Origin of the sequence: Microcoleus sp. w2-18bC1, assembly GCF_036700365.1 — a bacterium.
In the GTDB taxonomy this organism is placed as follows: Bacteria; Cyanobacteriota; Cyanobacteriia; order Cyanobacteriales; family Microcoleaceae; genus Microcoleus.
The window spans coordinates 1-23,936 of record NZ_JAUBOS010000013.1; the positions used below are offsets into that span (position 1 = coordinate 1).

At 46.6% G+C, this 23,936-nt stretch carries 18 protein-coding genes; 10 read left to right on the plus strand and 8 right to left on the minus strand.

Annotation, left to right across the window (positions count from 1 at the left end):
- Nucleotides 1-135: 135 nt before the first annotated feature.
- From QT979_RS10350 to QT979_RS10370, 5 genes are all read right to left on the minus strand, one after another.
- The gene (locus QT979_RS10350; protein ID WP_333209762.1) at nucleotides 136-552 is read right to left on the minus strand and encodes a hypothetical protein; all 417 of its coding nucleotides are present in this window, start codon (nucleotides 550-552) and stop codon (nucleotides 136-138) included.
- A gap of 289 nt (nucleotides 553-841) precedes the next feature.
- A complete protein-coding gene (locus tag QT979_RS10355) occupies nucleotides 842-1,348 on the minus strand; it encodes a GNAT family N-acetyltransferase (protein WP_333309661.1) in 507 nt (168 codons plus the stop codon).
- A 98-nt stretch (nucleotides 1,349-1,446) separates the two neighbouring features.
- Nucleotides 1,447-3,747, minus strand: a complete 2,301-nt coding sequence (locus QT979_RS10360) for a DNA phosphorothioation-associated putative methyltransferase (protein ID WP_333309665.1) — start codon at nucleotides 3,745-3,747, stop codon at nucleotides 1,447-1,449.
- 202 nt (nucleotides 3,748-3,949) lie between these two features.
- Nucleotides 3,950-7,366 (minus strand): response regulator, encoded by a 3,417-nt coding sequence (locus QT979_RS10365; RefSeq protein ID WP_333309667.1) that lies wholly within the window; start codon nucleotides 7,364-7,366, stop codon nucleotides 3,950-3,952.
- A 118-nt stretch (nucleotides 7,367-7,484) separates the two neighbouring features.
- Nucleotides 7,485-7,916 (minus strand): response regulator, encoded by a 432-nt coding sequence (locus QT979_RS10370; protein WP_015177949.1) that lies wholly within the window; start codon nucleotides 7,914-7,916, stop codon nucleotides 7,485-7,487.
- 393 nt (nucleotides 7,917-8,309) lie between these two features.
- On the opposite strand from QT979_RS10370, the gene purC reads away from it, so the two are divergent.
- The 8 genes from purC to QT979_RS10410 all read left to right on the plus strand — a co-directional run bounded on the left by purC (nucleotide 8,310) and on the right by QT979_RS10410 (nucleotide 17,437).
- The gene (purC, locus tag QT979_RS10375; protein WP_333209772.1) at nucleotides 8,310-9,038 is read left to right on the plus strand and encodes a phosphoribosylaminoimidazolesuccinocarboxamide synthase; all 729 of its coding nucleotides are present in this window, start codon (nucleotides 8,310-8,312) and stop codon (nucleotides 9,036-9,038) included.
- A gap of 185 nt (nucleotides 9,039-9,223) precedes the next feature.
- Nucleotides 9,224-11,605 carry a BamA/TamA family outer membrane protein gene (locus QT979_RS10380; protein WP_333209774.1) on the plus strand — a complete coding sequence of 794 codons (2,382 nt, stop codon included), beginning with the start codon at nucleotides 9,224-9,226 and terminating at the stop codon, nucleotides 11,603-11,605.
- Nucleotides 11,606-11,823: 218 nt separating this feature from the next.
- The gene (gene lpxC, locus QT979_RS10385) at nucleotides 11,824-12,681 is read left to right on the plus strand and encodes a UDP-3-O-acyl-N-acetylglucosamine deacetylase (RefSeq protein WP_333309670.1); all 858 of its coding nucleotides are present in this window, start codon (nucleotides 11,824-11,826) and stop codon (nucleotides 12,679-12,681) included.
- Nucleotides 12,682-12,767: 86 nt separating this feature from the next.
- Nucleotides 12,768-13,289, plus strand: coding sequence for a 3-hydroxyacyl-ACP dehydratase FabZ (gene fabZ / locus QT979_RS10390; protein ID WP_333163518.1), 522 nt, complete (start codon nucleotides 12,768-12,770; stop codon nucleotides 13,287-13,289).
- A 128-nt stretch (nucleotides 13,290-13,417) separates the two neighbouring features.
- Nucleotides 13,418-14,212: an acyl-ACP--UDP-N-acetylglucosamine O-acyltransferase gene (lpxA, locus tag QT979_RS10395; protein ID WP_333229195.1), complete on the plus strand. Its 795-nt coding sequence runs from the start codon at nucleotides 13,418-13,420 to the stop codon at nucleotides 14,210-14,212.
- Between the two features lie 41 nt (nucleotides 14,213-14,253).
- Entirely contained in the window at nucleotides 14,254-14,856 is a 603-nt protein-coding gene (locus QT979_RS10400; protein ID WP_333209780.1) for a Uma2 family endonuclease, read from the plus strand.
- Between the two features lie 9 nt (nucleotides 14,857-14,865).
- A complete protein-coding gene (gene lpxB / locus QT979_RS10405) occupies nucleotides 14,866-16,038 on the plus strand; it encodes a lipid-A-disaccharide synthase (RefSeq protein WP_333209781.1) in 1,173 nt (390 codons plus the stop codon).
- Nucleotides 16,039-16,174: 136 nt separating this feature from the next.
- The gene (locus tag QT979_RS10410; protein ID WP_333209782.1) at nucleotides 16,175-17,437 is read left to right on the plus strand and encodes a DNA cytosine methyltransferase; all 1,263 of its coding nucleotides are present in this window, start codon (nucleotides 16,175-16,177) and stop codon (nucleotides 17,435-17,437) included.
- Here QT979_RS10410 and QT979_RS10415 read toward each other — a convergent pair.
- Entirely contained in the window at nucleotides 17,434-17,634 is a 201-nt protein-coding gene (locus QT979_RS10415; RefSeq protein WP_333209784.1) for a chemotaxis protein CheW, read from the minus strand. The two genes, QT979_RS10410 and QT979_RS10415, sit on opposite strands and share 4 nt — an antisense overlap.
- A 181-nt stretch (nucleotides 17,635-17,815) precedes the next feature.
- Between QT979_RS10415 and QT979_RS10420 the strand changes: the two genes are divergently transcribed.
- Nucleotides 17,816-18,160 carry a BON domain-containing protein gene (locus tag QT979_RS10420; RefSeq protein ID WP_333209786.1) on the plus strand — a complete coding sequence of 115 codons (345 nt, stop codon included), beginning with the start codon at nucleotides 17,816-17,818 and terminating at the stop codon, nucleotides 18,158-18,160.
- Nucleotides 18,161-18,402: 242 nt separating this feature from the next.
- Nucleotides 18,403-18,768: a DUF4278 domain-containing protein gene (locus QT979_RS10425; protein WP_333291909.1), complete on the plus strand. Its 366-nt coding sequence runs from the start codon at nucleotides 18,403-18,405 to the stop codon at nucleotides 18,766-18,768.
- 401 nt (nucleotides 18,769-19,169) lie between these two features.
- On the opposite strand, the gene QT979_RS10430 is transcribed toward QT979_RS10425, so the two are convergent.
- A complete protein-coding gene (locus tag QT979_RS10430) occupies nucleotides 19,170-20,267 on the minus strand; it encodes an RtcB family protein (protein ID WP_445301811.1) in 1,098 nt (365 codons plus the stop codon).
- Between the two features lie 407 nt (nucleotides 20,268-20,674).
- Nucleotides 20,675-23,902: an efflux RND transporter permease subunit gene (locus tag QT979_RS10435; protein ID WP_333309676.1), complete on the minus strand. Its 3,228-nt coding sequence runs from the start codon at nucleotides 23,900-23,902 to the stop codon at nucleotides 20,675-20,677.
- Between the last annotated feature and the right edge of the window lie 34 nt (nucleotides 23,903-23,936).

Sequence of the window (23,936 nt, forward strand, 5' to 3'; positions counted from 1 at the left end):
CTCGTATGCTGCTTGACGAAAGTCCTTTAATCGTTCACTGTTCATTTAAGGAGTGGATAGGTTTTATTTTTCACCCTTATTCTCTCCTAGCGCGGTGGCTCTAGTTCTTCTGAAAGCCACCGTTCTCATCTTTGGTTAGTCTAAACTACAGTCAACTCTATAGCCACTCTTAATATACACATGGAGATAATAGACATCTTGACGGTAACTCCGAGATTGATAAATGACTTGTTCTTTAGAACATATTGCTACATTAATCACATTTGGCTTCTGATTTTTCGTTGTGAACTCTGCCATCCATTCAATAAAAAACGCAATCATTGCACATATTAAAAACACGCTCAATGGAACAATTAATGGAACTATTGCTAATAGTGTAAAAGCCAGCAATAACAAACTAATAATTATCCCAACAACTCCAATCACACGGGATAAAATAGCTAAACCGAGACCAGCCCATATCTCTGAACAAAAAATATTAGACTTCTCACTTAGTGAACGTATAAATGCTTCGTATGCAGCGTAAATCTTTTTCGATTCATTGTAGCTCATAAAAATATCCATTTCTCAAACTTTAGATGATACCAATTTTGGGGCTAAAGTTTTACATATATTTGTTAAAGCTTTTTGCAAAAAACGATTCTCAGTCTAGGAAGGGGGTTTAAATTTTCGGCGGTTTATGGATTTTAGGCGATCTCTACTCCACACACTGCCCGAAATAAATCGAAAGGTACTGTAAGGATCATCTAATATTTTCAAATCACGGCTCAAAAAATAACTTGTAGATTTGTGCGATCGCTCACGGACTGCTGCTAGAGCAATGCGAGATCAATTCATAGTGTCAATCTACTCGGTTCAGGCGATAAACGAAGCAATCATCATCACCGAACTTTCGGTACTCGATAAATTGAAAGCCAAGACGTTCATAGAAGTTGTGGGCCCGAGTATTATTGGCAAGCGGATCGACGAGGACAGCCTTCACCGCCGGATCTGCGAAACATCTGACAATTGCAAGCTGCATCATTTGTGTTCCATAGCCTTTGCCTAAATCAGCTTCTTGCCCAATCCAAATGTCAATAGCACGAAGATCCGCCGCCACATCACCCCAATAGTTGGTCTCCTCGCGTGCCGGATCGATGATTTGGATAAATCCGATGGGACGACCATCAATTTCAGCAATCAATTGTTCTCTCCAATCGGGCGCGCGCTCAAGTTCCACCTCCCAAGCCCAGTCATCGTTAGGATCTGACGAAATTACGTGAGGTTGCTCATCCCAGTGTCGTAACAGATCCAAATCAGCGGAAGTCGCGGAGCGTAGATTAATCATAACTTCACGTTTGAACGTCACACTTGTAATAGCTGAGATCCGAGTTTTCCGAGGTAATGTTAGATAGATCGCCTCGGGCGTACCCTAACTAAAATCATACTTCGCTTCCATAAATATTCCTATTCCTCTCCCTCTTCTTTTCCATCCTCTGCGCTCTCTGCGGTTTGTTCAATCTTTCCTGCATTAAACTCAATCTTTTTCTGGTGACGTTCCGACGCAGCTTTTTGCAGCATTTTCAATTTTTCTGGGTCAGCATTCGATCGCCAAAACAACTTATGATCCTTAATTTTAACGCAATTTTCCTCCAAACACTTCACCCATTCCCGATGCTTTTTAACTACGCCACGATCTAGAATCCCTAACTTTTCTTCTTGGCGGGTGAGTTTCGCAAACTTGTCGTAATGGGGATAACTAGCAGTAACAAAAGCTTCTTTTCTAACTAAAATTGGCGGATTATACACATCAGAATAGTCTTGATAGCTCACAGAAAGGTCGCGCAAATCGATGTGCATCGAAGTGTGAAGGGCTGGATGCGGGTTAGTGTCAAAATCTGGATAAAATAAATAGGAAATTTGAGGTTTGCGAGCGTAAAATTTGATTATTGTCGCGCCGTCAAGCCTGCCGATTGTGCGGTTGGCGCAGCCTTCGTAGAGCCTGAGCAAAGGGTCGAGTTCTTCTAATGCAGAGACGTGAACTGACAGGGAACCATGCTGTTTGTAGCCGATCGCACTATCTTCACAGCAATCGGCAACAATATCAGGTTTGCCCAAACTGTATAACATTAAATCTGCCAAAGTGCAAGCTTTTTGATAATTGTCAAACAAACCTTTGATGTCGTTGCGGATTTGAGCCGGGAGTCGGCGCATTGAAGGCCGCTCTCCCAAACCATTGAGAGCGAGATATACTAGCAAATCCTGGCGGCGCTTGTCGGCGATTCTCTCCCAATCATCCGCATCCGTTGCTTGCAAAATCACCCTCCAAGCGCGATTAAAACTGTGAAATTCCCCCTTAATCGCCGATTCTTCCGCTAGTTCGCCTTTAACCGGAAGCCGGCCTCGATCGCTCACAAAAGCCATCAAAGGAGCCAACATTTCCGCATAATCTTCAAAACGCTTAACTTGCGATCGCACCCTGGGAGTCGATAAGTGCGATCGAAACCGAGAAGCGCGAAAACCTTCACCCTCCGCAGCATCCCGAAACACAAAATAAATCCCCAAAGCCACGGGAATCGCATCAACATTCAAAACTTGGTCAATATAAACCTTCAACTCTTCTTGTTCGTAATACTTCTGAAAAGTATTCCGAGAAGTAATCACCCCATCCCCATAAGCAATTTGACCTCGATCGCTATCATCAATCAAAACCTGAGCCGCCACAACTAATAAATTCTTAGTTAATTCCCAAGCATTCAGCAACGCTTCTCGGCGTTCCGCCAAAGATTCAATCACATTAATCACATAACCAATATTCACAATATCAGCACAAATTCGCGGAGTATCCGGCTGATAGTATGGGTCCCAACCAGAAATAGCATAACCCTCTTGTGCAATATATTTAACATCCCCACCGTAACCGCAACCGTAATCAAAAAAAGTCGCCCCGTCCCTCACTAAATCAGCTTCTAAAACCAGACGCAGAGGTTTAGAAAGCGAGTTGCGTACCATTGCAGCTTTGTGTCGCTCGATCTTAGGAATTGATAGCTCACTATTCTCCTGTTTCAAACGCTCGACAACAGTATGATCTTGGATGTCTACACCGCAATATCCCAAATATTTGAGCCAACCCTCGCGAGTGCCGATCACGCTAGTGTTATCAAGCAGCCCCCACTTTTCCTCGCAGCGAGTCAGCCTTGCAAACTTTTCGTAATTGGGATAATTGGCAGCTACAAAAGTTTCCTTACGGTGCAAAACAGGAGGATTTTCGCTGTTGCTGTAATCGAAATATTTAACTTCCCCTGTTGCTAGATTAATTTGGATGCTGGTTTGCAAAGCAGGATGAGCGTCAGTATCGAAATCAGGGTAAAAAAGATAAGATATTTTAGGTTGATGGAGCAAAAATTTCACTAAAGTTGCTTTATCAATATTTTCGAGAGTGTGTCTGGCACAATTTTCGTAGATACCGAGGACAGGGTGGAGTGTCTGTAAAGCCGAAACGTGAACGTAAAAAGCCGTCGGTAATTTTTTGCCCACCTTGCTTTCGCGACAGCAGCGAGCCACTTTTGCTAGGAGATTGTCAACACATAAATTATTGTTTTCATCTTGCGGGTACGGCACAACATTTACAGAATATTGCTCAGAGATAGCCTCGTTTTCATACAATAAAACTTCCCGAGCAAAAACCCTCAAAGGCGTTAGCATTTTTTCATCGTTTTTTAATAAATTGCTATCTAAAATAGTGTTTGTACTGGTATCGTAATTCATAGCTAAATTAATTATTATTTTTAATTAACCGCAGAGAACACGGAGTGACGAAAGAAAGAAAGAAGATTTTCCTAGATTTTTTCTATTTAGGATGGACACTCCGTACCTTACCGCTCTATTTCTTAGTTTCTTAGAGAGAAACTTCGTTTTTGTAATGGCGATTTTAATTGCCGACTACGAGCAACTATGATCGAGTAAGATATTAACCAAATATTCGTGTTTCCACAAATTTTTGAACCCTAGCTAGATGACTGAACAAACTTACTAATATGTTCTCAACCCTCTCAATATTTAACAATTCCACATCTGGTGATTCAGATTGAAAGCTTCGCGCTTGATGCTCCAATTGTGCGGCCAAATCCGACATCAGAGCAACTCCTACATTAGCAGAAGTTCCTTTGAGACGGTGGGCTTGATATTCCACAGCTTGCCAATCTTTAGCTTCTACGGCTATTTTGGCAGCAGCTACATCAGCTTGCGCGCCTGCCACAAAAGCTTGCAAAAGTCGCTCTGGCAATTTAATATTAACTCGTCCGAGTTGCTCCAATCTGCTCTTGTCGAACAGTCCGTCGTAGTCTATATGTTCCCAAGTTTGAGGTGCGATCGCCCTTGGTGTCGGCCCAGCCACAACCTGCGCTTTTTCCATAACTTCTGTATAATTTGTTGCTAATTGAGATTTATTTGCCGAATTTATACTTTTAACTCCATACTTATTGTCACCCTGAACATTTAGGGCTTCATACTTTTTCAGAGCCGCCGCCAAAGCATCTAAATCTACAGGTTTACTGAGATAATCATCCATCCCCGCTGCCAGACACTTTTCTCGTTCACCCGGCATAGCATGAGCCGTTAAAGCCATTACAAAAGTATGCCGATCTCTTCCTTCAATTTGCCTCAACTTTTGCGCCGTTTTGTAACCATCAAGTATCGGCATTTGACAGTCCATCAGCACTAAATCATAGCTTTTTTTTGCCAGCAAATCCAGCGCTTCTTGACCGTTGACCACGCAGTCAGCTTGATAGCCTAAAACTGCCAACTGTTCGACAAGAACTTGTTGATTGATTGGGTGGTCTTCCGCCACCAAAATCCTTAGCGATGACAGCAAATTGGGAGTAACATATTGAGTATTAACTGGTGGCAACTTGTAAGTATTAGCAGCCTCCACTCTCCCAAAATCTCCCGTTCCCTTCACCGGCGCAAGCATTGCCTCAAGCAGGCGGCTTGGTCGCACCGGCTCGATCAAATATCCGTTAAAACCTCGACTGCAAAGCGATTCAGCCTTCGGCTGTTCCCGCAAAGCAGTCATGGCGATTAACGAGCCAACTGTCGAGGTCGATCGCACTTTCCTAGCAAATTCCTCCGCATCCAACTCCGGCATTTGCAAGTCCACCAGCACCACATCCCAGCTTTTTCCCCCCTCTCCCGAATTCTGAGAAATCCCACCCTGGGTATTTTTCAACCAACTCCAAGCCTCAGCAGCAGTTTCTGCCTCGTCGCAGCGGGCACCCCAACTTTGAGCGAGCGAGCGCACCGCTGCCCTCCTCAAAGCGCTTCCAGAGATTACTAATAACTTCTTGCCCGCTAGTTCGGGATCATGAGGCTCAACTGGCAACTGTTTTTCCAAAGGTACAGTAAACCAAAAAGTAGCACCGCTGCCTAGCAAACTGCGGACTCCAATCTCCCCTCCCATCATCTCCACTAACTGCTTGCAAATAGCCAAACCTAAACCCGTCCCGCCGTAAGGCCTAGTAGGAGAATCGTCTACCTGAGAAAAAGATTGGAACAACTTTGTTTGCCCCTGGGCCGAAATTCCAATGCCAGTATCTCGGACGGAAAATAGCAATCTTGCCCCTTGTCTACCCTCTGCCATTCGGTTGCCTTGTTTCACCGTTACGTGAACTAAAACTTGACCGCGATCCGTAAACTTTATGGCATTACCCGTTAAATTCAGCAAAACTTGCTTTAATCTTCCCGAGTCGCCCACCAACTTTTTCGGCACTGAGCTGTCAACTAAAATATTCAATTCAATACCTTTTTCTTCTGCCAAATGCGCTATAATTTCTATCACCGACTCAACGCAAGTATCCAAATCAAAATTAGCCTTTTCCAGCCGCATCTCTCCAGCTTCAATCTTAGAGAAATCGAGAATATCATTAATAACATTTAGCAAATGTTCAGCACTGCGGTAAATCGTCTGAGCACAGTCCCGCTGTTTCTGTTCCAGAGGAGCGCGCAGCAGCAATTGAGCCATTGCCAAAACCCCATTCATCGGAGTGCGAATTTCGTGACTCATGTTCGCCAAGAATTGCGACTTCACCCGGCTAGCTTCTAAGGCAGTTTCGCGCGCTTCCACCAACTCATTAATCTTGTCGGCAACCATCACAATTCCCCCTACTTTACCGTCTGGATTGTACCAAGGGTGAGCGGCCCAGCGCAGATAGATAACAGAGCCGTCTGCTCGTTCCCAAGCATCTTCGCTCACAGAAACTACCTTGCCTTGGAGCACTTCTTGGTACATTACTTTCCAGCGATTCGGCGTATCTGGAAACAATTCGTAATGGCTGAGATTATTTAGGGACGGCAAGCCCAAATTAAATTGACTAACCCATTTTTTAGAGTTAGCCATATAGCGCATTTGTGTATCTAACATCGCCATTGCTACAGGCACGCAAGTAATAATTTGTCTCAGTTGCTGCCGTTCCCTTTCCAGAGCATCTTCCGCCTGTTTCCGCTCAGTAATATCGCTAATCATACCGGCCATTCGCAGCGGTTTTCCTTGGGAATTGCGCTGAGCTTTTCCCTGAGAAGTGCAGTAGCGGTAAACACCGTTTGAGTGCAGCAGCCGAAATTCTACATTGTAATCTATTTCTTGTTCCAAGTGAGCTGCGATCGCCGCGACAATTCCCTCCTTGTCATCGGGGTGCAGGCGGTTATATAGAGCTTCCATAGTCCTGCCAAATTGCTTGCGCGACAAACCGATAATTTCCAAAAGGCGATCGTTCCAATAAACCTCATTTTTACTTAAATCCCAATCCCAAATTCCGTCGTTCACTCCCTCTAAAACTAACCTGTACCGTTCTTCGCTTTCCTTAAGCTTTTGACTGGTATGAAACGCCTGAAATTCGGCGCGGTAAACCCGCATCGCATTGGACAAACTGCGAGACAAACTTTCGGGAGAAAGCTTATTTTTAGCGATATAATCAGAAGCTCCTGCCTTCATCAATTCCACAGCAATTTGTTCGTCGCCTTGACCTGTGAGTACAATTAAGGGAACTTTCAGTCCAGCTTCTCGTAGATGTTTTACCAAACTCAGTCCGTCTCCGTCCGGCAATCCGTAGTCGAGGAATACGCAGTCAAATTTGCACTCAAATATTTGATTTAATAGCAGCCCCTGTTCTGTCTCCTCAAGCTCGCTTAAAGGTTGAGATTTATTTTGTTGGGAGAGTTTCGCGGTAGCCTGCGTAGAATTTTTGCTGACCGAGAGTTGGACCAGGGCATCCGCGCAGTCTTCTGCCTCAGTAACTTCTGCCGAAACACCAGCGGACTTGAGCGAGCGTTTGATCGCCATTCGATCTACTGCATCGTCATCAACTATCAGAATTGTGAGAATTTTGTCCATAAAAACCGAATTGTGGATTACTCCGAAAAAGCTGCTGTCGAGAAAAAGGAATTCAAACAACTGCATCGCTGAAAAATTATAAATCTTCTTTGAAAAAAAATATTCAAATTTCCCTATTTTAGGGAATTTCGCTCAGCATCCAGTATTTGTTTAGGGTAGCCATCACTTCCACAAAGTTAGAAAAAGTAACAGGTTTAAGAATATAGCCCGCTACATTCAAATTATAAGCTTTTACTTTATCTCTATCTTCATTAGAAGTTGTGAGGACGATTACCGGAATCGACCTCAAACATTCATCTAGTCGCAATTCTTGCAAAAACTCGATCCCGCTCATTCTTGGCATATTCAAGTCCAGCAAAATCAACCGGCGCGCTTTAGGCATGGGAGGATCTATTTTTCCTTCCCCACGTAATATAGCTAGAGCTTCTAATCCATTGGCAGCAATGTAGAGGGGGTTGACGATGTTATTTTTTTTGAAAGCTCGCCGGACGTTCATCACATCAACCTCATCATCTTCTACCAAGAGAATATGAATTTTTTTGTCTTGCATAAATCAGCCATTTTCTAGATGTTTTTTTAAGCGCCCGTCTCGTTTGCGAGGTTTTGTCAGCACGGATCGCGAACCCAGCAGGTTTAATATCTATTGTCCTTTGTCAAGAATCATTTATGCCGGGGTCGATGACAGTATCTACCTGCAGGCGTACTTGCCCGTCATTCGATTTGAGATTTGAGATTTTGGATTGACCCGACGGATAAATGCGGGGGCTTGAGGATTTTAGATTTGAGATTTGGGATTGATTCCACGGATAAATCCGGGAGCTTGTACCATCACGAAATTCTTGGTCAGAGCATGAGCGGTGCAGCGGAGATCCAAAAACTCGCCAATAACACCCGATCGAGCTACGGTAAAATCTAAAACTCATCTACCTTATTATTAATCGCCATGTCAGCCGATCGCAAACTCTACGAAGGCAAAGCCAAAATCCTCTACTCCACCGAAGACAGCGAAATTTTGCTGACCCACTTCAAAGACGACGCCACAGCCTTTAACGCTCAGAAACGCGGCAGCATCGTCGGCAAAGGCGAAATCAACTGCGCCGTATCCGCCCACCTGTTTCGGATGCTAGAAGCCAAAGGCATTCCCACCCACTTCATCGACACACCGGCCCCCAACGAAATGCGAGTCTGTCGCGTCCAAATCTTGCCATTGGAAGTCGTAGTCAGAAACATTGCCGCCGGCAGTCTGTGCAAGCAAACCGGACTCGCCCTGGGCACAATAGTCAATCCGCCGCTGGTCGAGTTTTATTACAAAAACGACGATTTGGGAGATCCGCTGCTGACCCGCGACAGGCTGCTGCTAATGCAGCTAGCCACCCCCGAACAAGTAGACCAACTAGAAATCGCCGCCCGCGAAATTAACGAAATACTCAAAGAATTTTTCAGCCAGTGTGGCATCACCCTGGTAGACTTCAAACTAGAATTCGGTATCGACCAACATCAAAATCTGATCCTCGCCGACGAAATCAGTCCCGACACCTGCCGCCTCTGGGACAACGCAGAAGCCGACCCCGACGCCCGTGTTATGGACAAAGACCGATTCCGCCGCGACTTAGGATCGGTAGAAACCGCTTACCAGCAAGTTCTCCAACGCGTTCTCGCTCAGAAAGTCTAGAGGCCTTGGTAATGCGCTAGAATTGCACAGTTTGTCACCCTTCTGCTTTCAATGTCAGCAATCAGCGGTCAACAGTCATCAATTAGCGGTCAGCGCGAAATTCCACCGACTTATATAACTAATGACTAATGACTAATGACTAATGACTAATGTGGTGTGTGGATTGCCCAAAAAAGTGAACAAAAATGCGTTTATCTGCTGTATTGGTGGCAGTTTTTACTGCCTCAGCAACATTCGGGTTATCAAATTCTGCTTCCGGCCAAACATCCTACTCTGAATCAGCAGAGGAAGCTTTGGCTGCAGCCCGGCCCGCCCCGCCGATCGAATTACCCGATCGCCCCCTTCCAGAATTAACCCCAAACCCTCCTCAAAACCGCAAAGCCGCTAAAACCAGCAAAGGGGAAGCCCTAAAAATAGCGGAGGCCCCTGCCAGAGGAGGGAACGACCGGGAACCCCCAAACCAAGTCACAGACCCGCCCTCCCCGGTTTCACCTCCGATCCTTGAACTCAAACCCGAGCTAGCATCCAACCCTTCCCCCGCCTCTAGCAGCCAAAACGCCCTGCCAGAGGCGCAACAGGAAAGCTCGCTCCCCCCATCGGAAGCGGCGGTAATGCCCGCCTGGATCGCAGCAGAGCTAGGGAAACCAGATGAATCCGGGGCGATCGCTCAAAACGCCCAAGTTACGCCCAGACCGGCCCCGACGGGACTACCCGCTAACACCGTTCCCTCTTTGCCCCCTGGCCCAGCACCGCAGCCGAGACAAGCCCCTGCACCCGCCGGGGCGGCAGAACCGCAAGTGCTAGTTGCAGAAGTGACAGTCACCGGGGCGACGGAAGACTTGGAAACCGAAATTTACCGAGTCATCAGCACCCAACCAGGACGCACGACCAACCGCAGCCAACTGCAACAAGACATCAACGCCATTTTTGCCACAGGCTTTTTCAGAAACGTGCGGGCAGTACCGGAAGACACCCCGTTGGGCGTCCGGGTGACTTTTATTGTCCAGCCAAATCCAGTGCTGCAGGGAGTGACAATCACCGGCCAGCAAGTCCTGCCCCAAAGCGTAATTGACGAAAGCTTCCGCGATCAATACGGCAAAATTCTCAACCTCCGCCGCTTTGAGGAGGGAGTGAAAAAAATTAATGCGTGGTATCAAGAGAACGGCTATGTTTTGGGCCAAATTACTGATGCCCCGCAAGTAGCAGACGACGGCACTGTCACCCTGGTAGTGGCAGAAGGCCAGATCGAATCCGTTGATGTCCGCTTCCTGAACAAGGAGGGAGAGGCAACAGATCCCACGGGTCAGCCCATCGGAGGCAACACCCGTCAGTTTGTCATTACCCGCGAAGTAGAACTCAAGCCCGGAGACATCTTTAACCGCACCAAGGCGGAAAGGGATTTGAGACGGGTGTTTGGTTTGGGAATTTTTGAAGACGTGCGACTTGCCTTGGAACCGGGAACGACTGACCCCCGCAAGGCAAGGGTAATTGTCAACGTCATTGAGAAAAATACCGGTTCTCTGGCGGCGGGTGCGGGTTTGAGTTCTGCGACGGGTTTGTTCGGTACGCTGAGTTACCAGCAGCAAAACTTCAGAGGTAGGAACCAAAAGTTGGGCGCGGAGGTGCAAATAGGGGAACGCCAAAATCTGTTTGACTTGAGTTTTACAGATCCCTGGATTGCGGGCGATCCCTACCGGACTTCTTATACGATTAATGCGTTTAGAAGACGATCAATCAGCGTGATTTTTGACGGCGGCGAACGGGAAGTTAGATTGCCCAACGACGATCGACCCCGCATCAATCGCACCGGGGCCGGCATCAATTTCACCCGTCCCCTGTCGCGCAATCCTTTTGCCGATTCTGAGTGGACTGCTTCAGTCGGCTTGCAGTACCAGCGAGTCTCAATTACCGATCGCAAAGGCAGGCGCGAGTCCGAGGACGAACTCGGCAACCTGTTGAGTTTTAGCGATTCGGGCTCGGATGACTTGACAACTTTGCAAGCAGGTGTTGTGCGCGATCGGCGCAACGACCCCCTCCGCCCCACTAGCGGTTCGCTGCTCAGGTTTGGGATGGAACAATCGATTCCTGTAGGTTCCGGCAGCATCCTGTTAAACCGCCTGCGGGCCAGCTACAGCTTGTACCTACCAGTCAAGTACACTAACTTTACCCCCGGCCCTCAAACCCTGGCATTCAGTTTTAGGGGCGGCACCGTATTCGGAGATTTGCCTCCCTACGAAGCCTTTGCCTTGGGCGGCGCCAACTCGGTGCGCGGATACGACGAAGGCGACATGGGAGCCGGCCGCAGCTTCCTAGAAGCCAGCGTTGAGTACCGTTTCCCGATTATTTCGTTTCTCGGCGGAGCGCTATTTTTGGATGCTGGCACTGACTTGGGTACGGGCAAAGATGTCCCAGGCGACCCGGCAGGTATCCGCGAAAAGCCCGGTAGCGGTTACGGTTACGGCCTCGGCGTGCGGATTCAATCTCCTTTAGGGCCGATCCGGATCGATTACGGTATCAACGACACTGGCGACAATCAAATTCACTTTGGAATTGGTGAACGATTCTAAGTTGGCAGTTGACAGTTGACAGTTGGCAGTTGGCAGTTGACAGTTGACAGTTGACAGTTGGCAGTTGGCAGTTGACAGTTGACAGTTGACAGTTGACAGTTGACAGTTGGCAGTTGGCAGTTGGCAGTTGGCAGTTGGCAGTTGACTACTAACTACTGACTAATGACAGTTGACAGTTGACAGTTGACTACTAACTACTGACTACTAACTAATGACTAATGACTATTGAACGTACCTTAAAATCTGAATTTGAACTGTCGGGAATCGGTTTGCATAGCGGCACACAAACTCGCGTCCGAGTTTTGCCTGCGGAGGTTGGGGAAGGCCGCTATTTTGTCAGAGTTGACTTGCCTGGTGCTCCGATAATTCCTGCAAAAATTGAGGCGGTTTCTCAGACTGCACTTTCAACTGAACTGGCAGGTATCGATGCTCAAATTCGCACTGTAGAGCATTTATTAGCGGCTTTGGCGGGGATGGGAGCGGATAATGCTCGAATTGAGGTTGATGGGCCGGAAGTGCCGCTGCTGGACGGTTCGGCTCTGGTTTGGGTAGAGGCGATCACCCATACCGGCTTAGTTCCTCAAGAATCGAAGCAAGCCCCCACTCCCTCCTGCGTCCTAGAACAGCCAATTTGGGTGCGCCACGGGGATGCTTTTGCAGCGGCTTTACCCTCAGCCGAAACTCGATTTAGTTACGGAATTGATTTTGAGGAACAGGCGATCGGCAATCAATGGTACAGTTGGTCGCCAGAAGCAGAAAGTTTTGCTAGCGCGATCGCCCCAGCCCGCACTTTTGGACTTGCTCGCCAAGTTGACCAATTGCGACAAGCAGGTTTGATCAAAGGTGGTACCCTAGAGAACGCCCTAGTTTGCGATCGATCCGGCTGGCTCAACCCGCCTTTGAGATTTGCCAACGAACCAGTGCGCCATAAAATCCTAGACTTAGTAGGCGACCTCAGTCTGCTCGGAACTTGGCCAAAAGCTCACTACTTGGCTTACAAAGCCAGTCACAACCTGCACGTCCAACTCGCCCAAGCCCTGAAATCGGAAGCTCTAGCTACCCTAGATAAAAGTTAGGAAAAAACAAGGTGATATTCTGTTAAGATTGCATCTTCCTTCTGACTTCTGCCTTCTGCAATACCACACTCAAAATTCTTCAAGAAATGTCTACGCTGACTGAAGTTAACACCCTCAATACTGCTAATTCTGAATCCGTCTCCACCAAAAACGGTGAAGATTCTCCAGCGGTTAAATCTACTTTTACTCTCGAAGAAGTTCAGAAATTATTGCCTCATCGCTATCCTTTTGCACTGGTTGACAAGATTGTTGATTACGTGCCGTCCGAGAAGGCTGTAGGAATTAAAAATGTGACTTTTAACGAACCGCATTTTCAAGGGCATTTCCCCGGACGGCCGATTATGCCTGGAGTATTAATTGTCGAAGCGATGGCTCAAGTTGGCGGTATTGTTCTGGCTCAGTTGCCTGACATCAAGCAAGGATTGTGGATGTTTACCGGAATTGATCAAGTCAAGTTCCGTCGTCAGGTTGTACCGGGCGATCAGTTGCTGATGACTGTAGAATTGCTGTGGGTAAAACGCCGCCGCTTTGCAAAAATGCAGGCTCTGGCTGAAGTAGACGGACAAAAAGTTTGTGAAGGGGAATTGACGTTTTCGATGGTAGATTAAATTGGGGAATTGGTAACGGGTAATTGGTAATTTATAACTAAGAACAGCCAACAGACAACAGCCAACAGACAACAGCCAACAGTCAACAGACAACGGACAACAGCCAACTGACAACTGACAACTGAAAAATGCTTACTTTGATTCACCCAACTGCTGTGATTCATCCCCGCGCTGAACTTCACCCGACTGTAGAAGTGGGAGCTTATGCTGTAATTGGGGAAAGAGTGAAAATCGGGCCGGAGACTAAGATTGGCGCTCATGCAATTATCGACGGGCTAACAGAAATAGGCGCTCGCAATCAAATTTTCCCCGGTGCGGCGATTGGTTTGGAACCTCAAGATTTGAAATACGAGGGTTCTCTGACTAGGGTGAAAATTGGCGACAACAATCTCATTCGGGAATACGTGACAATTAACCGCGCTACTGGAGCCGGAGAAAGCACGACTATTGGCAATCATAATCTATTGATGGCTTATGTTCATGTGGGACACAATTGCGCGATCGCCGATCGAGTAATTATCGCCAATGCTGTAGCCTTAGCCGGACACGTTAAAATCGAGTCTCAAGCCCGCTTGAGCGGTGTTTTGGGGGTTCACCAGTTTGTCCAAATCGGCCGCTTGTCTATGGTGGGCGGCTTGAGCAGGATCGATCGAGATGTACCTCCTTATATGCTAGTCGAGGGAAATCCTTCGAGAGTGCGAGCAATCAACAAAATAGGCCTCGAACGCGCCGGTTTTACCCCAGAAGATTTGCTAGTTTTGAAGAAAACTTTTCGTATTCTCTACCATTCTGGCTACACTCTGAATCAAGCTTTGGAACAGTTGAATTTGTTGCCAGAAAACCCCCACTTGCAGCACCTGCAGAGATTTGTGCAGCAGTCTATAACCAAAGGGCGGCGAGGTTTGATTCCTGGCAAAAAGTGAATCAGGTAGAATAAACCTATGAACTAAGCGACTGTTGCCCTATGAATGTATATACTTCAGTCAAATCTACATCCCCTGAAACAGAACCAGATGGCTGCATCAGGTTCTCAGATGTTAGTTGGGAGCAATTTGAAGCGATAGAAGCAGCTTTTAAAGATTTCAGAGGTGTGAAATTTTTCTATCTCGATCGACTACTGCAAATTATGACTGTCTCGCCCGAACACGAAATCATCAAGAAAACTCTCTGTATGCTGCTAGAGGCATATATGAGAGCAAATGGGATTCGATTTTACGGCAAGGGCGCCCCGACTCTGGGTAACAGAGAATTAGGCGGTAGAAAAGAGCCGGATGATTCCTATGATGTAGGAACGCAAAAAATAGTCCCAGATATTGCTATTGAAGTGGTAATTACCAGTGGTGGGATAAATACTCTAGAGTTCTACAAAAGGTTGGGCGTTCGGGAAGTCTGGTTTTGGCAAAATAGTCAGTTATCTATCTATTACTTAACAGGTGAAAATTATCAGGAGATGGCCCGGAGTACATTCATTCCCGATCTGGACTTAGAATTACTGCTACGCTGTGCTAATATGCCCGATCAATATGATGCTGTTACCGAGTTATTAGCAAACATCTCACCTGTATAAATTCAAAATATGAAAATTTTTATCAGCACTGGTGAGGTTTCGGGCGATTTGCAAGGAGCTTTGTTAGTTGCAGCCTTAAAACGCTACGCTGTCGCCGCTGGTTTGGAGTTAGAAATAACCGGATTGGGCGGCCCTCGTATGGCGGAAGCGGGTGCTACTATTTTAGGCGATACTTTGGGCATTGGTTCTATGGGCCTTATAGAATCAGTGCCGTACATTTGGCCCACAATCAAAGTTCAGCAAAAAGCTAAACAATATCTCAAAAACTTCCGCCCGGATGCTGTTGTATTGATTGATTATTTGACTCCTAATCTCGGTATTGGCAGCTATATCCGTCGCTGTTTGCCTGATTTGCCCGTGGTTTGGTACATCGCACCTCAAGAATGGGTTTGGTCGATTTCTCCTCGCAATACTGATCTGATTGTCAGTATTTGCGACCAACTTTTGGCAATTTTCCCAGAGGAAGCTAGTTATTATCAAAAAAAAGGAGCCCAAGTGAGTTGGGTCGGTCATCCTTTGGTGGATAGAATGCAATCTGCGCCCAGCCGGGAAGTTGCCCGCAAAACTTTGGGAATTTTGCCGGAACAGGTGTCGATCGCCCTAATTCCCGCTTCCAGACACCAAGAACTCAAGTACCTGATGCCGGTTATATTTGAGGCAGCTCAAATTATTCAAGCTAAATTGCCGGAAGTTCATTTTTGGATTCCGCTTGCTAACAAAGCTTTCCGCAGCAAAATTGAACAGGCGATCGAGAATTACGGTTTGCGGGCTACTTTGTTAGAAAATCAAACTCTGGAAATCTTGGCTGCTGCCGATCTGGCGATCGCTAAATCTGGTACTGTTAATCTGGAGCTAGCTTTGCTCGACGTTCCGCAAGTTGTCGCCTACCGCGTCAGTCCGATTACGGCGATTATTGCTCGCCACGTCCTGAAATTTTCGATTCCTTTTATGTCTCCGCCCAATTTGGTGCAAATGAAGCCGATCGTCCCGGAGTTGCTGCAAGACGAGGCGACTGCGGAAAATATAGTGAACCATGCACTGGAATTGCTGCAAAATGCCGATCGACGCCAGCAAACTTTGGCGGGTTATCGGGAAATGCGCGAAAATCTCGGAGATGTGGGTGTGTGCGATCGGGCTGCTGCGGAAATAATGAAAAATGTCAAATTAAATACAGCTTCTTAAAGCAATTTTGGTATTGAAAGGTTATGTATAAACCTGGTTCCTTTGTGGCTGGCTCGTGGACAAACCCACGATTTATTACCAAAAACGCGGTTGATTTCCTTAATTTCTATTAAAGCAACTTTTTTATTGAAATGTTATGCCAAGCAATCGGAAAAAGCGACCGATCGCTGTTGATTTATTTGCAGGCGCGGGTGGCATGACCCTGGGCTTTGAACAAGCAGGATTTGATGTACTTGCCTCAGTCGAAATTGACCCTATTCACTGCGCCACACACGAGTTTAATTTCCCGCTGTGTTCTATTCTGTGCAAAGATGTCACACAGCTTACGGGCTCAGAAATTCGGAAAAAATCGGCGATCGGGCGGCGCGAGATAGACGTAGTAATCAGCGGTTCGCCCTGTCAAGGATTCTCCATGATGGGCAAGCGTGATGTGGACGACCCACGAAATTCTTTAATTTTTCACTTTCAGCGTTTAGTTTTGGAGCTAAAACCCAAGTTTTTTGTAATGGAAAATGTGCCGGGAATTGCATCAGGAGAACACAAAGAACTCCTGAATGTTTTAATTAGCTCTTTTATGAAACGTGGCTATAAAGTAGAAGAAAATTATCAAGTTCTCAACGCTGTTAACTATGGAGTGCCGCAAGCTCGCAAACGATTGTTTTTGATTGGGTGCAAAGAAGGTTATGAGCTACCAAAATACCCTCAGCAAACTACGATACTGCCAAAAATTAAAATTCCTAAACGCTATAAAAAAATTAATTTACCTACTGTCCCGACAGTTTGGGATGCGATTGGAGATTTGCCGGAAGTGGAAAAGTACAGCGAGTTGCTGCATCGAGATTGGGTGATGGCGGAGTATGGAAAGTGCAGCACTTATGGGAGTATAATGCGCGGAATTGAGGGTTTGGATGATGATTATTCCTACGATCGCGAATACGATCGACAAATCCTCTCTGGTAGTTTGCGAACTAAACATTCTCAGGAATGTATAGAAAGGTTTCAGGCGGCCAAACACGGCGAAAAAGAGCCGATCAGCCGTTTTTACAAGCTTCACCCTGACGGAGTTTGCAACACACTCAGGGCCGGAACCGACAGGGCGAGGGGGGCTTATACTTCGCCGAGACCGATTCACCCGATCGCCCCTCGGTGCATTACAGTCAGAGAAGCTGCGCGACTGCATTCCTATCCTGACTGGTTTAGATTTCACGTCACCAAATGGCACGGTTTTCGCCAAGTCGGAAATTCTGTACCACCGCTATTGGCGAAAGCTGTCGCAGCGCAAATTATTAGCGCTTTAGGGGTGACAGCCTTTAAGCCCAGTCTCAAACTGACATGGGGAGATGATTCGTTGCTTAAACTCAATTGGTCGGAAGCAGAACAATATTATCTAAAAAGTTAAGAATTAGATTGACAGCGTATATCCAGGGCTACCCCCATTAAGCGCGGGTTTAGCGTCCCCTGTATCAGTGAACACAGTTCGATTACCCGCACGAGATGTCCCCGGTAGTTCAACAAACCGGGAATGTATTCCGGGGCGCTGTGAAGTTTTTTCAAGGTAAAAGTGGGAACTATTTCGACTACTGGGCTGCAATCCAAGGCGTAGCGTCCTATACATAAAATAGCAAAATCAACATCTGGATATCAGAGGAGATTTGAGATTGTGAAAGTCTGCCGGAAAACATTGTGAGAAATTTCACTGAGTTTTGCAACAATTACAAGTCTTTTGGACTTCTAGAGCTATTGTGTAAAAAGTGTATTTTCAGGAGACTCAACTACTATGGGTTGGTTTAAAAGACTGTTCGGACTCGAAAAGCCTGCACCCCAGGCTGAACCGATGGCACAAGTAGTACAGCAAGCAGCACAAGCGCAATCCATCGCTCCTGCTAAAGTCGGCCCAGACGGAAATTTTGACGAAAGCGGCTTAGCGAAGCGGGTTGCTTTAGCTTTTGACGCCGATGCAGAAGTTGCTGATATCGAGACTGTTTATGTAGCTCAGCTCAGCAGCACCGTTGTTCTCAAAGGTCAAGTTCCTAGTCAGGCAATTCTCGACAAGTTGGTGGCGATCGCCTCTGCTGAAGAAGGTGCCACAAACGTGCAAACCGATCAGGTGACAGTCGGCTAGTTCTTCGGAACCGCAGCAGTTTCGCTCCGGGTGCTGCTCGAATTAGTCAAAAACTCGATTAAACCCGCTGCGGCGGGTTTTTTCTTGCCGTCTCTCCCTCAAAATATTAATTTTTGTAAAAAAAAGCGATTTATCTAAAAAAACAGTATAATTGAATACAGAAACTAAAAATGTTTTAGCGAAAAAAACCAAAGCTGACCTGATTGCCCTTTTTATCTCGATAAATATAAGGATCAAAAAATATGAAACTCACTTATCGCGGTTCAAACTACGAGTACGACATTCCGACAGTCGATATGATCGAAGGGGAAGTCGCAGGCAAATATCGGGGTCAAAACTGGAACTATCGGTATCCGAGACACATTCCCAACCCCAGAAAATACGGCGGCCCAAACCATACCAAAAAGCGAGATGCTCAAGCTGGCGATGTCGCAGCAGCTCGCGCCTCAGGGGCGGTGGATTATTACCCAACAGTTGTGGAAGTGGCGCAAGTCCATCAGGCGAATATTTGCAATATTCTCGATCGTAGAAAGGAAGCAGCCAAAGCCAAGGGCGATGAAACACTGCTGCGCTTGCTAGAAATTGAGTCGAGACAGATGGTCTGTTAGAGAAAAAGCTTCAGAAAACAAAGCGTTTGTCAAGAGGGGGGAAATCGAGTTAAGCTCAATTTCCCCCTTCTTCCCATAAAGCAATTTTTAGCTAAGGATCGCGAATTAAATAACTTACAATTTTAATTGTTATTGTGGGATGGGCGTCCCGCCCGTCCAAAAAGGACGGGCGGGACGCCCATCCCACTTTCAAGAGTGGAAGTTATTTAATTCTCATTCCTAAGTGAAGTACAAATAAACTGAGATATTGCACCATTCTCAATAATCCTTTTTTGGGCGGGCTAGAAGCCCAACCCCTACTCCCCACAAGAAAATCTACTCTTTGTGGAACAGGCATCTTGCCTGTTCATAAAAGGCTAATTGAGAATGGTGCAACATATAAAAGAATAAACCAGTTTCTGTCAACCCTTGACACAAACCACCTGCTTCAAAGTCGCCACAACTTCCACCAAATCTGACTGCTGACTCATCACCTCATCAATCGGCTTATAAGCCCCCGGAATTTCATCTAAAAATTGCTCATCTTTCCGGCACTCAACCCCCTCAGTCTGGCGCACAAAATCATCGAGAGTAAATACATTTTTCGCTTGATTGCGAGACATCAAGCGCCCCGCACCGTGACTGCAACTACAGTAACTTTCAGCATTACCCTTCCCTTTAACAATGAAAGATTTCGCCCCCATCGAGCCCGGAATAATCCCGTAATCCTCAACATCCGCGCGCACGGCACCCTTGCGAGTCACATACACATCTTCCCCAAAATGCACCTCTTTTTCCGCGTAATTGTGGTGGCAATTCACCTCTAATAACGGCTTAACAGATTTGCCGCCCGCGACGTGCTTTTCCACAATTCGCTTAAACCGATTCATCATTACATCGCGATTAAAACGAGCATAATCTTGCGCCCACTGCAAATCGTGCCAGTAAGCGGCAAACTCCCGCGTACCCGCTACAAAATAAGCCAAATCTTTGTCAGCAAGATTAATTTCTGCCAGTTTAGCTAAATCTTTAGCAGTCTCGATGTGCTGCTGTGCGAGCAAATTTCCAATGCCGCGAGAACCGGAATGCAGCATCAGCCAAACAAAGTTTTCAGTATCAACGCAAACCTCAATAAAATGATTGCCGCCGCCGAGGGAACCCATTTGTTTTAAGGCTTTATTGTTTTGGTGCTGCACACCTTGATGAAGTTCCTTAAACTCGCCCCATCCTTGCCAGTTGGTGACTGTTGTTTCTACTTCTTTGTTTTCGGAAAATCCGACAGGAATTGCGGCTTCGATATCGAGGCGAATTTGTTTGAGTTTGCCTTCTAATTTGTGAGCCTTGAATGGCATTTTAATGGCAGCAATCCCGCAACCAATATCAACGCCCACAGCAGCCGGAATAATCGCTTCTTTTGTGGCAATTACTGAACCGACTAAAGCACCTTTTCCTAAATGTACGTCGGGCATTAGTGCGACGTGTTTGAATACAAAGGGCAAAGATGCTACGTTTGCGGTCATCTTGGTTTCTTTTTCGCCTAGGGCGTGATTTGCCCAAGATAATACTGGTTTTGGGGCTGATATGTCTAATTTTTCGTAGGGCATTTTTGTTTAAGTTTGTTTTGCTTATTGTTATGTAGTATATATTGTAGCATAAATGATTTATGATGTCAAATTCACCTTACTGGGTGATTTTATTAGGGCGCGTCAGCTTAACATCAAATGCAGTACCAGTATTGTTGGTAAATCCGACAGCCCGACAGGGAATTCATTCCCTGTCTCATAGCAAAAGTCCTCTAAAAGAGGACTGAAATTGATAAGGCTTTCCCTCACAATCAGCAGTCGGTTTTTAACCGACTTTCGCTATGAGGCAGGGGTTTAAACCCCTGCCGGATTGCGGGAAAGTGCGTATTTGCTGACGCTACATTTTACAAATTCGCATTCTTTCTCCCCGCCTTCTGCACAGGAATAGCGACCACCTGCGGTTTCTTATTCCCTGCAAATATCCCGAAGAAATCGTGCAGCAAAATGTAAAAACACGGAATAATAAACAGGGTCAGCAGCGTCGCCAGCGACAAACCGGAAAACACCACCACACCCAGCGGTTGCAAGAATTCCGAACCGTCTCCAATGCCCAAAGCTAGGGGAAATAAACCCAAAACTGTGGTAATAGTTGTCATCAAAATCGGACGCAAGCGCTGAGGTGCAGCTTTAAGAATTGCTGTGGCGCGATCAACCTTTTCATCTTCCAGAATTTGGTTCGCCAACTCCACCATAATAATCGCATTATTTACCACAATTCCCACCAGCAAAATCGCCCCCACAATCACCGTTGCGCCGATCGCAGTTTTAGTCGCATACAACCCGAAAATCCCCCCAGCCAAAGCCAGCGGCACCGTTAACATAATCACCAGCGGATCGACAAGCGAATTGTACTGCACCGCCATCACCACAAATACCAAAAACGCCGCCAAAGATCCCAAAACAATCAGCGAACTTTGCAATTCCCGGTTAGTTTCCGCCGCCGAACTCGGTATAACTCGCACTCCTGGTGGCAATTTGATTTCCGACAAAACTTCATCCACTTGTTTCAAAGCCTCGCCCAAACTCGCGCCCTTATTAACATTCCCAGCAATCAGGAAAACTTGGCGCTGGTTAAGCCTTTGAATTTCCCCAGGCGCCTTTCCCAGTTCAATATTCGCCACATCGCTCAAGCGGATAATGCTGTTATCCCTAGCAGTTAAAGGGATAAATTTTAGTGCAGAAATCGATTGAACAGCAGCCCGATCGAACTGTACCCGCACATCAACCAAACGGTTTCCCCGCTGCAATTGGGTAGGAACAGAACCTTGAATTGCTGTCTGAATCGCCTCTCCAATTTGCCTCGCATTCAACCCGTAGATTTCCGCTTGTTCCCAGTTGGGGCGAATCTGCACTTCCGTCTGCTGCGGGTCTCCATCCGGGCGAAAAGTAGCTAAAGTTACCTTCTGATCCAAAGTTGCCAATATCTCGCGGCCAGTTTGCTGCAATATTTGTTCGTTTTCGCCCTGAAGTAGGACATCAACTTCCGCGCCCCGTACTGGCGAATTAGTTAAAACCAAACCCCGCACATTTTCTGGATTCAGACGCAAACGAGTATTTTTGGGCAAATCAATTTTTTTATTCAATTCTTTCGTAACTCGCTGCACAAAATCCAATGTATTGGTGCCAGGTTTCAGCGTAATGTTGCAGCCGCCGCGCAGCACATTCTCAACCGTATTGTTGCCGAACAACAGCCCGCCCACCGTCGTCAAAGTGTATTGAGTTTCTGGTTGGCTGAGGATAATTTTATCCGCTTCTGCCATGATTCTTTGGTTGGTTGCCAAATTTGTGCCGGCAGGAAACAAAGCAAACAATCTCGCTTGACCGGTATTAATTCTGGGCAATATTTCTTGGGGGATTTGACCAGCCATCAGCCAACTGCCACCGCCCAATCCAATAATCGCTACTGCAATGATAATCAACCGCCACCGCACTATGCCCGATAAAAATTTACCGTAACCGGCGGTAGCATTGGTAAAAGCTCGATCGAATGCCCGCAGCGGCCAAAAGTTGCTCAAACCGCTGGATACCCGCAGCGCTAGCAGTCGAGAAGCCATCATCGGTACAACTGTCAATCCGACAATCAGAGAGGCGGCGACGGAAAAGCTGATGGTAAGAATTAATTCGTTGAAAAGTAAGGAAACTAAGCCGCCTATTAGCAAAAATGGCAGTACAGCAACTAAGTTAGTGATGGTGGAAGCAAATAAAGCTGATTCTAATTCTTGGCTGCTTTTTTCTGCTTGCTGCATCAACTGCTTGTTACTTAAGCGCTGCTTGCCATTGGCACTGTTTTTATTGCTGGTTCCTTCGACAATATTCTCCAGCATCACGATCGAGTTATCGACCACAATTCCCACACCCAGCGCCAAACCGCCCAAACTGAAAACGTTCAGAGATAGGCCAAAAACTCCCATCAGAATAATCGCCATTAAAGTTGCGAGGGGAATTGCTAGGACAATAATCAAAGTTTGGCGAAGGGAAGCGAGAAAAAGCAATACAGATGCCCCCGCTAAAACAGCCCCGGTTAAACCAGAAAATAGGACATTGCTAATAGAATCGCGGATAAACTTAGACTCGTCGAAGGTATTGACGATAGTCGTGCCTTCGGGAATTACCCCGGATTCTTTTAATTCTTCTAGCCGCTTTTTGATGCCGTCTACAACTGAGATTGTATTCGCGTCCGGCTGCTTTTGAATGCTAATTTTTACGGCTGCTTTCTGATTGAGAAATACTTTAACTCGCTCTTCTTCTGTACCGTCAATTACCTGAGCAAAATCGCGCAAAAACACTCGTTTGGGTGGATTAGAACCCGATGCTTGAAAGGAAATTGCCTGAATTTCTTTGGCGTTCTTAAATCGCCCGACGGTACGGGTTAAAGGTTCCGCTGCTTCTTGCCGCAGGCGCCCGCCGGAAGTGTCGAGGTTGCGGGATTCGAGGGCTGATAAAACGTCGGAAATACTGACCCCTAAAGATTGCAAGCGATTTAAGTCAATATTTACTTGAATTTCTTCTTGCACGCCGCCGGCAACGTCAATTGCTGCGATTCCTGGAATTACGTTTAATTCTCTGGATAATTCTTCGTCGGCAAATACGCGCAAATCAACTCCTTGCAATGAGTTGGAAGTGAGGGCAAATTCGTAAATCGGCTGCTGGGAAGGGTCAACTTTGAAGAGAGTGGGCGATTCAACTGTATCGGGAAGTCGGTTGCGGATGCGGTTGACCGCGGCGGTGGCGTCGTTGAGGGCCTGGTCGATGTTGCCCCCGGGTTTGAAAAATAAATCGACGCTGACTTGTCCTTCGCGAGTCCGCGAGAAAACTTGCATGACGCCTTCAGTGGCGGAAAGTCCTTGTTCAAGTGGGCGGGTAACTTCGTCTATTGCTACTTCTGGGGAGACGCCTGGGGCGTTTAAGCGAACGCCGATGCGGGGATAGGTAATGGATGGTAGCAAGTCAACGGGCAGTTGGGTGATGTAGAAAAAGCCCACGATTATAATAGCAAGTGTCAGCATGAGGGTGCCAATATGGCGACGGATGGCGGTCGCGCTAATGCTGAATCCGGGTTTGTCGGGGGTCATTTGATTTTAGATTTTAGATTTTTGAATTGAAAAG

Excerpts from the sequence above, each read along its gene's own strand:
- QT979_RS10350 (WP_333209762.1), bottom strand. The coding sequence starts at position 552 with ATGAGCTACAATGAATCGAAAAAGATTTACGCTGCATACGAAGCATTT.
- QT979_RS10360 (WP_333309665.1), bottom strand. The coding sequence starts at position 3,747 with ATGAATTACGATACCAGTACAAACACTATTTTAGATAGCAATTTATTA.
- QT979_RS10365 (WP_333309667.1), bottom strand. The coding sequence starts at position 7,366 with ATGGACAAAATTCTCACAATTCTGATAGTTGATGACGATGCAGTAGAT.
- QT979_RS10370 (WP_015177949.1), bottom strand. The coding sequence starts at position 7,916 with ATGCAAGACAAAAAAATTCATATTCTCTTGGTAGAAGATGATGAGGTT.
- purC (WP_333209772.1), top strand. The coding sequence starts at position 8,310 with ATGTCAGCCGATCGCAAACTCTACGAAGGCAAAGCCAAAATCCTCTAC.
- QT979_RS10380 (WP_333209774.1), top strand. The coding sequence starts at position 9,224 with ATGCGTTTATCTGCTGTATTGGTGGCAGTTTTTACTGCCTCAGCAACA.
- lpxC (WP_333309670.1), top strand. The coding sequence starts at position 11,824 with ATGACTATTGAACGTACCTTAAAATCTGAATTTGAACTGTCGGGAATC.
- fabZ (WP_333163518.1), top strand. The coding sequence starts at position 12,768 with ATGTCTACGCTGACTGAAGTTAACACCCTCAATACTGCTAATTCTGAA.
- lpxA (WP_333229195.1), top strand. The coding sequence starts at position 13,418 with ATGCTTACTTTGATTCACCCAACTGCTGTGATTCATCCCCGCGCTGAA.
- QT979_RS10400 (WP_333209780.1), top strand. The coding sequence starts at position 14,254 with ATGAATGTATATACTTCAGTCAAATCTACATCCCCTGAAACAGAACCA.
- lpxB (WP_333209781.1), top strand. The coding sequence starts at position 14,866 with ATGAAAATTTTTATCAGCACTGGTGAGGTTTCGGGCGATTTGCAAGGA.
- QT979_RS10410 (WP_333209782.1), top strand. The coding sequence starts at position 16,175 with ATGCCAAGCAATCGGAAAAAGCGACCGATCGCTGTTGATTTATTTGCA.
- QT979_RS10420 (WP_333209786.1), top strand. The coding sequence starts at position 17,816 with ATGGGTTGGTTTAAAAGACTGTTCGGACTCGAAAAGCCTGCACCCCAG.
- QT979_RS10425 (WP_333291909.1), top strand. The coding sequence starts at position 18,403 with ATGAAACTCACTTATCGCGGTTCAAACTACGAGTACGACATTCCGACA.
- QT979_RS10430 (WP_445301811.1), bottom strand. The coding sequence starts at position 20,267 with ATGACCGCAAACGTAGCATCTTTGCCCTTTGTATTCAAACACGTCGCA.
- QT979_RS10435 (WP_333309676.1), bottom strand. The coding sequence starts at position 23,902 with ATGACCCCCGACAAACCCGGATTCAGCATTAGCGCGACCGCCATCCGT.